This is a genomic window from Kitasatospora sp. NPDC092948, assembly GCF_044754805.1.
Lineage (GTDB): Bacteria > Actinomycetota > Actinomycetes > Streptomycetales > Streptomycetaceae > Kitasatospora.
Window position 1 is genome coordinate 225,093 of sequence record NZ_JBIVPU010000004.1, and the last position, 11,212, is coordinate 236,304.

General features: G+C 71.2%; 9 protein-coding genes. 4 read left to right on the top strand and 5 right to left on the bottom strand.

The window, feature by feature from the left end:
* Positions 1-3 precede the first annotated feature (3 nt).
* From ACIQF6_RS14555 to ACIQF6_RS14570, 4 genes are all read right to left on the bottom strand, one after another.
* Positions 4-1,101, bottom strand: a complete 1,098-nt coding sequence (locus ACIQF6_RS14555) for an alpha/beta hydrolase (protein ID WP_400894292.1) — start codon at positions 1,099-1,101, stop codon at positions 4-6.
* Positions 1,102-1,415: 314 nt separating this feature from the next.
* Positions 1,416-2,090, bottom strand: coding sequence for a response regulator (locus ACIQF6_RS14560; RefSeq protein ID WP_400894294.1), 675 nt, complete (start codon positions 2,088-2,090; stop codon positions 1,416-1,418).
* Positions 2,087-3,349, bottom strand: coding sequence for a sensor histidine kinase (locus ACIQF6_RS14565; protein ID WP_400894296.1), 1,263 nt, complete (start codon positions 3,347-3,349; stop codon positions 2,087-2,089). Before ACIQF6_RS14565 ends, ACIQF6_RS14560 begins: the two co-directional genes overlap by 4 nt.
* An 87-nt stretch (positions 3,350-3,436) precedes the next feature.
* Positions 3,437-4,102, bottom strand: coding sequence for a TetR/AcrR family transcriptional regulator (locus ACIQF6_RS14570; protein WP_400894298.1), 666 nt, complete (start codon positions 4,100-4,102; stop codon positions 3,437-3,439).
* Between the two features lie 127 nt (positions 4,103-4,229).
* Between ACIQF6_RS14570 and ACIQF6_RS14575 the strand changes: the two genes are divergently transcribed.
* Positions 4,230-5,816, top strand: a complete 1,587-nt coding sequence (locus ACIQF6_RS14575; protein ID WP_400894300.1) for an MFS transporter — start codon at positions 4,230-4,232, stop codon at positions 5,814-5,816.
* Between the two features lie 375 nt (positions 5,817-6,191).
* Here ACIQF6_RS14575 and aceE read toward each other — a convergent pair whose 3' ends face one another.
* Positions 6,192-8,942 carry a pyruvate dehydrogenase (acetyl-transferring), homodimeric type gene (aceE, locus tag ACIQF6_RS14580; RefSeq protein WP_400894302.1) on the bottom strand — a complete coding sequence of 917 codons (2,751 nt, stop codon included), beginning with the start codon at positions 8,940-8,942 and terminating at the stop codon, positions 6,192-6,194.
* A gap of 458 nt (positions 8,943-9,400) precedes the next feature.
* Between aceE and ACIQF6_RS14585 the strand changes: the two genes are divergently transcribed.
* The 3 genes from ACIQF6_RS14585 (at position 9,401) to ACIQF6_RS14595 (ending at position 11,192) form a co-directional block, all read left to right on the top strand.
* On the top strand, positions 9,401-9,838 hold the full coding sequence (locus ACIQF6_RS14585) for a DUF3052 domain-containing protein (protein ID WP_400894304.1): 438 nt from the start codon (positions 9,401-9,403) through the stop codon (positions 9,836-9,838).
* A 193-nt stretch (positions 9,839-10,031) separates the two neighbouring features.
* Positions 10,032-10,490, top strand: a complete 459-nt coding sequence (locus ACIQF6_RS14590) for a peroxiredoxin (protein ID WP_400894306.1) — start codon at positions 10,032-10,034, stop codon at positions 10,488-10,490.
* 126 nt (positions 10,491-10,616) lie between these two features.
* Positions 10,617-11,192, top strand: coding sequence for a TerD family protein (locus ACIQF6_RS14595; protein WP_400895326.1), 576 nt, complete (start codon positions 10,617-10,619; stop codon positions 11,190-11,192).
* Positions 11,193-11,212: the final 20 nt, after the last annotated feature.

Sequence of the window (11,212 nt, forward strand, 5' to 3'; positions counted from 1 at the left end):
TCGTCAGGCGGTGGTGGTGGGGGAACCGGTCGCGGCGAGAGCGGCGAACGCCGCGAGCGAGGCCGAACCGGGGGCGAAGTAGTCGCTGTGGCCGTGCGAACCCGTCGACGGCAGCAGGTGGGCGCCGAAGGCGGGGGAGGTCGGGTCGGCGCCGTGGCCGAAACCGAGCACCGAGACGTTCGGCACGTTCGAGATCCAGTCCTCCGGATTGCGGGCCACCGCCCACACCGGCACCCGCACCTCGTCCGCCCGCGCCAGGCCCAACCCCGGCGAGGCGAACACCACCAGCCCCGCGACCTGCGCCGGATCCGGCGCGGACTGCCCGCACACCACCGAGCCGTAGCTGTGGCAGAACAGCGTCACCGGCCCGGTCACCGGGGCCAGCCCCGCCACCAGCCGCGCCAGCCGCGGGGCGCCCGCCCGGGCGAGCTCCTCCCGGGCGGCGTCGATCCCCACCCCGACCGGCGTGGTGTAGCCGACCCACGCCACCACGGCGACCCGGTCGTCGGTGGCGGTGCGCAGTGCCTTTGCGGTGTCGGCGAGTCGGTCGAACGTGGACAGATCGGTGTCCGAGCCCGGGACGAGGACGGCGGTGCGGGCGTCGTGCGTCAGGTCGCCGAAGACCTCGGCGAGTTGGCCCCTTCCGCGAGGATCGAACGCGAGGAGCCGGCGACCGCTCAGGCCTGCGTAACGGGCGGCCAGTCGGGCGGCCTGCTCGCGCTCCTCGGACGGCAGCGCGAGGTCGGCGGCGCGGGACAGCTCACGGACGCGTTCCTGGGTGACGGCCAGGGAGTTCGCCAGGTAGCGCAGGGGGATCGGCGCGCCGTCCAGATTGCCGAGGACCTGCGGGTGCCGGAACGCGAGCTGCCGCTGCTGGTCCGGCGTCAACCCGCCGAAGAACGCGGTCACTTCGGCGGGACTCGCGGTGGCCGGATCGGGCAGCCGCACCCCCAGCGCGGTGTCCGCGACCCACTGCGCGGAGCCCTGGGGCGGCCCCGTCAGCGGCGTCTGCGCATCCGCCGGCGTCCACGACCCCACCCCCAGCACCGCGGCCAGCACCAGCGCCGCAACGGCCGTGCCCCGACGTCGATTTGACCGCATCGCTTCCCTCTCCTCCGCTTCGGCAACGGGGAGGAAGGTAGGAAGGGGGTGGGTGAGGGGGCGTCACCCTGCGGGGCCAAGACGGATGTCATACCGGGGAGGGAGGGGGCTCAGGCGGGTGCGAAGACAGGGGCGCGGGGAGAACTGCGCGACAAGCGCACGTCACGTCCGCGAGGTCGCGATCACGTGCAGGTCATTGTCCCGCGTCGCGATCTTTCCGACGGGGTGCGTTCCCCTTCGCGCAGTGCCCCCAGCCCTGGCGGGCCGGGAGGTACCCCTTCGCGCCCCTGGTTTCGCGTTCTGTGCCCCACTGCTCATGTGCCGGGCTGCACCAAGCCGCTCTCGTAGGCGAGGACCACCGCCTGTGCGCGGTCGCGGAGGCTGAGTTTGGCGAGGATGCGGCCGATGTGGGTTTTGACGGTCTGTTCGGCGAGGACGAGATGGGCGGCGATCTCCTGGTTGGAGAGGCCGCGGGCGATGAGTTCGAGGACTTCGGTCTCGCGGGGGGTGAGGCCGTTGAGGCGCAGGCGGGGGTCGTGGCGGGGGGCGGGGCGGTTCTTGGCGAAGTCGGCGATCAGGCGGCGGGTGACGGACGGGGCGAGGAGGGCGTCGCCGGCGGCGACCACGCGGACGGCGTTGATCAGGTCGGCGGGCGGGGCGTCCTTGAGCAGGAAGCCGGACGCGCCGGCGCGCAGGGCCTCGTACACGTAGTCGTCCACGTCGAAGGTGGTGAGCATCAGGACGCGCGGGCGGTGGACCACGCCGGGCGGGGGGTCGAGGAGGCGGCGGGCGGCTTCGAGGCCGTCCATCTCGGGCATGCGGACGTCCATCAGGACCACGTCGGGGTGGGTGCGTCCGCTGACCTCCAGGGCCTGCCGGCCGTCGGGTGCGTCGCCGACCACGTCGATGTCGCTCTGCGCGTTGAGCAGGGCGGCGAAGCCGGCGCGGACCATCGCCTGGTCGTCGACGATGAGGACGCGAATGGTCATGCGGTGTTCTCCCCCGGGGCGGTGATCGGCAGGACGGCGGCGACCCGGTAGCCGCCGTCGGCGGTCGGGCCGGTGTCCAGGGTGCCAGCCACCAGCCGGACGCGCTCGCGCATTCCGGTCAGTCCGTGCCCGGTGGAGCCGGAGGTCTCGACGGCCGGGGCCTTGCCGGGCGCCGGGCCGTTGTCGACGTCGACGGTGAGCGAGCCGTCCGCGGCGGCCACCCGGACCCGGGCGGTCGCGCCGGGCGCGTGCCGGACGACGTTGGCCAGCGCCTCCTGGACGATCCGGTACGCGGACAGGCCGACCGCCTCGGGGACGGGGTCGAGCCGGTGGACGCCGTCGGCGACGGCGAGTTCGGCGTGGACGCCGGCCTGCGCCACGGTGGCGAGCAGCTTCGGCAGGTCGGCCAGGCCCGGCTGCGGGGTCTTGTCGGCCTCGGTGTCGGCGGCCCGCAGCACCCCGAGCAGCCGGCGCATCTCGGCGAGCGAGCCGCGGGCGGCGTCGGCGATCTGCCCGAACTCGGCGACGGCGGGCTCGGGCAGGCCCTCGATCCGGTACGGCGCGCTGTCGGCCTGGACGGCGATCACCGACATGTGGTGGGCGACCACGTCGTGCAGCTCGCGGGCGATCCGGGCGCGTTCCTCCAGCAGCGTGCGCCGGGCGCGTTCGGTCTCGGAGATCTGTTCCTGGGCGGCCAGCAGCCGTCGCGCCTCGCCGCGGCCGCGCAGGCTCCAGCCGAGCAGCAGGATGACGGCGGAGAGCGCGGTGACCACCACCGAGGTGCCGTCGAAGTACGCGGAGAAGACGGTCCAGCTGAGGCTGTTGCCGAGGAAGGTGACCGCCCAGACGGCGAGCAGGGTGCGCCCGCGTTCCCGGATCGCCAGGAACACCATCAGGAACAGGTAGCAGAGCAGGCTGGGGGGCGGCCACGGCCAGGGCTGGGTGGCGGCCGAGCCGTGGGTGGCGATCGCGCCGACCAGCGCCGCGGGCGCCATCAGCTGCCAGGCCGTCAACGGCCGGTACAGCGCCAGCGGCAGCGCCCCGGCCTGGACCAGGGCCAGCGTGACGGCCAGGCCGCCGTTCAGCCCGTACATCCGGGCCAGCACGTCGATGCCGGTGGGCAGCAGCGCGCCGACCATGGCCAGCACCGCCACGAAGGGCAGCGCCCGGACCCACCGGCGGCGTGCCCCGGCCAGTGGCGGACGGTGGTCCGGGACGGGGTCGACGAGGGCGCGGAGGAGGGTGGTCCAGGTGGTCACCGGCCCGAGGGTAGGCCGGGGCGGGGCCGATGTCCTCATACTCCGGTCGGGCGTGCCCTGATACTGCGGTACTACCCGGGCCCGCGGTCAGCGCCAGGAGCCGGCCAGCGCCGGGCCGAGCTGGTCGAAGTGACGCTCGATCAGGGACAGCATGCCGTCCATGCAGTGGCCGTGCTGGTCGGGCTCGGCGGCGTAGGAGAGGTGGGAGAGCCGCACCACGGTGCCGAACACGGCGGCGAGCAGCCGGGGGCGCAGGTCGACCGCCGGGTCGAGGTCCTCGCGGTCGGCGATGACCCGGGCCACCTCGACCTCCTGGTGCAGGGCGTGCCGCAGGTGGGCGGCGAGCAGGGTGGGGGTGGACTCGATCAGCTCGAAGAGTTCCAGCGCGCCCGTGACGGTGCCGCGTTCGGCGACCCGGCCCTGGTCGAGCGAGCGCCACACCTCGCGGACCGCGCCGCGCATCGCCTCCAGCGGGTTCTCCTCGGCCGGGCGGGCGCGCAGCATCGACAGGAAGGTCTCCTCGGCGTCGGCCAGCACCGCCAGGGCGACCTCCTCCTTGTTGGCGAAGTACCGGAAGAAGGTGCGCTGGGAGACCTCCACCGAGGCCGCGATCTCGTCGACCGTGGTCTTCCCGTAGCCCTGCTGGAGGAACAGCCGGTTGGCGGCGTCGACCAGCGCGTCGCGGGTCCGCTGCTTCTTGCGTTCGCGCAGGCCAGCGGGGTGGGGGTCGACGGCGGCGGTGGGGGTGGCCATGGCTCAACGATAGCGCTCTGCCACTTGTCATCAAGTGGCACAAGTCACCGATTGTCTATTGTCAGCGACTGACATAATGGCGGGGCAGCTCTCCTCCATCACCACACGAACGGGGAACCCCCGAGCCATGAGTCAGTCCGTCGTCATCGACAAGGAGGCGGCCCCGGCCGCCGGAGGGAAGCTGCGGGGACACCCCTGGCTGACCCTGCTCACCGTCGCCGTCGGCGTCATGATGGTCGCCCTCGACGGCACCGTCGTCGCCATCGCCAACCCCGCGATCCAGTCCGACCTGAAGGCCAGCCCCGCCGACATCCAGTGGGTCACCTCCGGCTACCTGCTGGCCCTCGCGGTCTTCCTGATCACCGCCGGCAAGATCGGCGACCGGTTCGGCCACAAGTCCACCTTCCTGGTCGGCGCGGTCGGCTTCGCCGCCACCTCCGCCGCGATCGGCTTCGCCGGCTCGATCCAGCAGGTGATCTTCTACCGCGTCCTGCAGGGCCTGTTCGGCGCGCTGCTCCAGCCCGCCGCGCTCGGCCTGCTGCGCGGGGCGTTCCCCGCCGACAAGCTCAACATGGCGATCGGCATCTGGGGCGGCGTCATCGGCGCGTCCACCGCGGCCGGCCCGATCGTCGGCGGCCTGCTGGTCGAGCACGTCAACTGGGAGTCGGTGTTCTTCATCAACATCCCGGTCGGCATCGTCGCCGTGGTTCTCGGCCTGCTGATCCTCAAGGACGTGCGCTCCGAGAAGTCCGCCAAGTCCTTCGACATCCCCGGCATCGTGCTGCTCTCCGGTGCGATGTTCATGCTGGTCTGGGGCATCATCAAGGCCCCCACCTGGGGCTGGGGCGACCCCGCCACGCTGCTCTTCCTCGGCGGCGCGGTGCTCGCGCTGGTGCTGTTCGCGGTCTGGCAGAACTTCGCCAAGGAACCGCTCATCCCGCTCGCGCTGTTCCGCTCGGTGCCGCTGTCGGCGGGCACCCTGCTGATGGTGCTGATGGCGTTCGCGTTCTTCGGCGGCATCTTCTTCGTGACCTTCTACCTCCAGAACGTCCACGGGATGGCGCCGGTCGACGCCGGCGTCCACCTGCTGCCGATGACCGGCATGATGATCGTCGGTGCCCCGGTGGCCGGCTTCCTGATCGGCAAGGTCGGCCCGCGCATCCCGATCGTCGGCGGCATGCTGCTCACCACCGGCGCGATGCTCGGCATGTCCACCCTGGACATCCACTCCGGCAACGGCGTCATGTCGCTCTGGTTCCTGCTGATGGGCCTGGGCCTCAGCCCCGTCATGGTCGGCGCCACCGAGGTCATCGTCGGCAACGCCCCGATGGAGCTGGCCGGCGTGGCTGGCGGCCTCCAGCAGGCCGCGATGCAGGTCGGCGGCAGCCTCGGCACCGCGGTGCTCGGCGCGGTGATGGCCTCCAAGGTCACCAGCGTGCTGCCCGGGAAGTGGGCCGCCACCGGCGTCCCGTTCCCGACCGGCGAACAGGGCGAGCAGCTCAAGCAGCTCGCCCAGCTCGGCATCGCCCCGCCGATGCCGGCCGGCACCCCCGCCCAGGTCACCACCGGCATCGCGGACGCCGTCCACTCGTCCTTCGTCAGCGGCATGGGCGTGGCCTTCACCGTCGCCTCGATCGTCGCCCTCGCGGCGGCGGGCCTCGGCCTGCTCACCAAGCGCGGCGCGAACGAGACGGGCCCTGCGGTCCACATCTGACGCGACGGCACCACGAAGTCCGCCCGAGGAGGGGAGTCCCCTTCTCGGGCGGATCTTTGCCTTCGTGCGTGGTCGCTCGCGCCGTTCTCCCCCAGCCCTAGCGGGCTGGGAGGTGCCCCCACGCGCCCCTGACGGGGCGCGGGACTTCAGCGCGGACACCTTCAACGCGCCCCGCAGGGGCGCGGGGAACTGCGCGGGGCGGAAGGCGTCAACGCAAAGATCCGCCCGAGGACGGGAGTTCCGTTCTCGGGCGGATCTTTGCGTTCGTGCGTGGTTGCTCGCGCAGTTCTCCCCCAGCCCTGGCGGGCTGGGAGGTGCCCCCCCCGCGCCCCTGAGGGGGCGCGGGGACGGTGGAGCGGGTGAAGCGGCCAGCGCTTAGGCGTCGCCGCCGGCCGCGCCCGGGTGGGCCGCCGCCACGTCGAGCAGCTGGTAGCGGTCGATCGCGGACTTGAGGACCGAGCGGTCGATCTTGCCCTGCTTGGCCAGCTCGGTGAGGGTGGCCAGGACGATCGACTGGGCGTCGATGTGGAAGAAGCGCCGGGCCGCGCCGCGGGTGTCGGCGAAGCCGAAGCCGTCGGCGCCCAGGGACTGGTACTGGCCGGGGACCCAGCGGGAGATCTGGTCCGGGACGGCGCGCATCCAGTCGGAGACGGCCACGAACGGACCCTCGGCCCCGGAGAGCTTCGTGGTCACGTACGGGACGCGCTGCGGCTCCTCCGGGTGGAGGAGGTTGAACTCCTCCGCCTCGACGGCGTCGCGGCGCAGCTCGTTCCAGGAGGTGGCCGACCAGACGTCCGCCTTGACGTTCCACTCCTCGGCGAGGATGCGCTGGGCCTCCAGCGCCCACGGCACCGCCACGCCGGAGGCGAGCAGCTGGGCGGGGATCTGGCCGGCGGTGCCGTCGGCGAGCTTGTAGAGGCCCTTGAGGATGCCGTCGACGTCCACGCCCTCCGGCTCGGCCGGCATCTTGATGGGCTCGTTGTAGACGGTCATGTAGTAGAAGACGTCCTCGCCGTGCGGGTGCTCGGCGGAGGAGCCGTACATCCGGCGCAGACCGTCCTGGACGATGTGGGCGATCTCGTACCCGTAGGCGGGGTCGTAGGCGACCACGCCGGGGTTGGTGGACGCCAGCAGCTGCGAGTGGCCGTCGGCGTGCTGGAGGCCCTCGCCGGTCAGCGTGGTGCGGCCGGCGGTGGCGCCGATCACGAAGCCGCGGGCCAGCTGGTCGGCCATCTGCCAGAACTGGTCGCCGGTGCGCTGGAACCCGAACATCGAGTAGAAGACGTAGACCGGGATCAGCGGCTCGCCGTGCGTCGCGTAGGACGAGCCGGCGGCGATCAGCGAGGCGGTGCAGCCGGCCTCGGAGATGCCGTCGTGCAGCATCTGGCCGGACGGGGACTCCTTGTACGCCAGCAGCAGCTCGCGGTCGACCGACTCGTAGGTCTGGCCGAGCGGGTTGTAGATCTTGGCGGACGGGAAGAGCGAGTCCATGCCGAAGGTGCGGTACTCGTCCGGCGCGATCGGCACGAAGCGGTTGCCGATGCCCTTGTCCCGCATCAGGTCCTTGAGCACCCGGACGAACGCCATGGTGGTGGCGATGGTCTGGTTGCCGGAGCCCTTCTTGACCGCCTTGTACGCGTCGTCGCCCGGGAGTTCGAGCTTGCGCGGGCGGACCTTGCGGGTGGGCACGTAGCCGCCGAGCTCCTCGCGGCGGTCGTGCATGTACTGGATCTCTTCCGAGTTGCGGCCCGGGTGGTAGTAGGGCGGGTAGCCCTCGTCGAGCTGCTTGTCGGTGATCGGCAGGCGCAGCCGGTCGCGGAAGCGCTTCAGGTCCTCGACCGTCAGCTTCTTCATCTGGTGGGTGGCGTTGCGGCCCTCGAAGTTGGGGCCCAGCGTCCAGCCCTTGACGGTCTGCGCCAGGATGACGGTCGGCTGGCCCTTGTGCTCGCGGGCGGCCTTGAACGCGGCGTACACCTTGCGGTGGTCGTGACCGCCGCGGCCCAGGTGCTGGATCTGCTGGTCGGTCATGTTCTCGACCATGGCGCGCAGGCGCAGGTCGCCGCCGAAGAAGTGCTCGCGGATGTACGAGCCGGTCTCGGTGGCGTAGGTCTGGAACTGGCCGTCGGGGGTGGTGTTCAGCTTGTTGACCAGGACGCCGTCGCGGTCCTGGGCCAGCAGCGGGTCCCAGGTGCGGTCCCAGACCAGCTTGATGACGTTCCAGCCGGCGCCGCGGAACTGCGACTCCAGCTCCTGGATGATCTTGCCGTTGCCGCGGACCGGGCCGTCCAGGCGCTGCAGGTTGCAGTTGACCACGAAGGTCAGGTTGTCCAGGCCCTCGCGGGCGGCCAGGGACAGCTGGCCGAGCGACTCCGGCTCGTCCATCTCGCCGTCGCCGAGGAAGGCGTACACCTGCGAGTCGGAGGTGTCCTTGATGCCGCGGTGCTCCAGGTAGCGGTTCATCCGGGCCTGGTAGATCGCGCCGAGCGGGCCGAGGCCCATCGAGACGGTCGGGAACTCCCAGAAGTCCGGCATCAGCCGCGGGTGCGGGTAGCTGGACAGGCCGTACGGGGCCTTGGACTTCTCCTGGCGGAACGCGTCGAGCTGCTGCTCGGTCAGTCGGTCCAGCAGGAAGGCGCGGGCGTAGATGCCCGGCGACGCGTGGCCCTGGAAGAACACCTGGTCGCCGGACTCGCCGTCGCGGTCCTTGCCACGGAAGAAGTAGTTGAAGCCCACGTCGTACAGCGACGCGGACGAGGCGAAGGTGGCGATGTGGCCGCCGACGCCGATGCCCGGACGCTGGGCGCGGGAGACCATGACGGCCGCGTTCCAGCGCGTCGCGTTGAGGATCTTGCGCTCGATCTCCTCGTTGCCGGGGAAGAACGGCTCGTCCTTGGTGGCGATGGTGTTGACGTAGTCCGTGCTGCGCATCTCGGGCACGGCGACACGCTTTTCACGGGCGCGCTCGATCAGCCGCAGCATCAGGTAGCGGGCGCGCTCACGCCCGCGCTCGTCGATGGCAGCGTCAAGCGACTCCAGCCACTCCGCGGTCTCCTCGGGATCGAAGTCCGGGACCTGGCTCGGGAGGCCGCCAATGATGATCGGGTTGCGATCGGATCCGGAAGCCACGCTGTTCCTTCACTGTCGGTCGAAACTGAGTTGTCGCGCCGCCTCCATCGTGCTACCGCGTTCGGAGATCCGTCATCTCTACCGATCGGTAACCGTTCCGCCGGTTGGGCGGTACGGTCAGGAGGTGGTCCGACCTGGGACCCCGGCCGGTGGATGGCCGCCGGTCGGGGTGAGGGCCAACAGGAGACTTTACGCCCGCACACGCGGCTGGCCCGAATGCCGTTCGTATCTCGGGCAGGCGTACGGCCTGTTCGCGGGCGGGAGACGAAGCATCCTCGTCCCGTACGGATGCGGACATTTCGGTGTGATTGGCCACACGGAGGGCGGCGTGTTGCCCCTCGACACGTCAACCTTTGGGTGGGATCGGGGGTCGGGTACTTGCGCGAACCGCCGCTCCCGTGTGGACTACGGCCACAGCCTCGGCATGGATGCCGAGCCGAATACTGGAGGTTATTCCCGTGAGCGCGACCGCGGACCCCGCGGACAAGTCCAACCCGGCTCTTCGTCTTGGCTTCGAACAGGGCCAGATCATTCAGGAGATCGGGTACGACGACGACAGTGACCAGGACCTCCGCGAGGGGATCGAGGACATCACTGGCACCGAACTCGTCGACGAGGACTACGACGACGTCGCAGACGGCGTCCTGCTGTGGCACCGCGACGAGGACGGGGATCTCACCGACGCCCTGGTCGACGCCCTGGAGTACCTGGCGGAGGGCGGTCTGATCTGGCTGCTGACGCCGAAGACCGGCCGCGACGGGCACGTCGAGGCCCATGAGATCGCCGATGCCGCGAAGACCGCCGGTCTGTCCCAGACCAGCTCGGTGGCGATCGCCAAGGACTGGGCGGGCACCCGCCTGGCCACCCCGAAGGCCTCGAAGACCGGCAAGCGCTGAGCTTCGGACCGTGCTGCGGGCCCGGCGGAGGAGACTCCGCCGGGCCCGTGTGCGTCCATCCCGCCACCCTGTTCGCTGAGGGCTGAATGGCCCGTCGAACGGCCCGCCTCCTCACCCGAACGGTCGACCGGCCTGCCGCGGATGCGAAGATTCCCCTGCCCGCACCATCACGTCCCGGCAGGAAGGTCCCACCATGGCCATCGAGATCGGCGTCCAGGCCCCCGACTTCGAGCTGAAGAACCAGCACGGCGAGTCGGTGAAGCTGTCCGACTTCCGCGGCGAGAAGAACGTCGTCCTGGTCTTCTACCCGTTCGCCTTCACCGGCGTCTGCACCGGCGAGGTCTGCGAGATCCAGAAGGAGCTGCCGCGCCTGCAGAACGACGAGGTGCAGGTGCTCGCCGTCTCCGCCGACTCGCCGTTCTCGCTCCGGGTCTTCGCCGACCAGCAGGGCCTGGAGTACCCGCTGCTGTCGGACTTCTGGCCGCACGGCGAGGTCTCCCGCGCCTACGGCGTCTTCAACGAGGACAAGGGCTGCGCGGTCCGCGGCACCTTCGTGATCGACAAGGCGGGCGTGGTCCGCTGGAGCATCGTCAACGGCCTCCCGGACGCCCGCGACACCCAGGAGTACCTGGCCGCCGTCGGCGCGCTCTGACCCCTCGCCGGCCCGGCGCGTGCCGATTTCCGGCACGCGCCGGGCCGAGTCACCGCCCCGGGCCGGGAACCCCGCACTACGATCGGGCCGTTGACGGATCGGGAAACCGAGTTCTTGGAGGTCCACGTGGGTGTCAGCCTGAGCAAGGGCGGCAATGTCTCGCTCACCAAGGAGGCGCCGGGCCTGACCGCGGTGGTGGTCGGCCTCGGATGGGACGTACGCACCACCACCGGCACGGACTTCGACCTGGACGCCAGCGCGCTGCTCTGCACCGACCAGGGCCGGGTCCGCTCCGACGCCGACTTCATCTTCTTCAACAACCTGAAGAGCGCCGACGGCTCGGTCGAGCACACCGGCGACAACCTCACCGGCGAGGGCGAGGGCGACGACGAGGCGATCAAGGTCAACCTGGCGGCCGTCCCGGCCGACGTGGCCAAGATCGTCTTCCCGGTGTCGATCTACGACGCGGAGAACCGCCAGCAGAGCTTCGGCCAGGTCCGCAACGCCTTCATCCGGGTGGTGAACCAGGCCGGCGGCGCCGAGATCGCCCGCTACGACCTGTCGGAGGACGCCTCGACCGAGACCGCGATGGTCTTCGGCGAGCTGTACCGCAACGGCGCCGAGTGGAAGTTCCGCGCCATCGGCCAGGGCTACGCCTCCGGCCTGCGCGGCATCGCCCAGGACTTCGGCGTCAACGTCTGAGCAGCTGTCGGGCGGGGTGC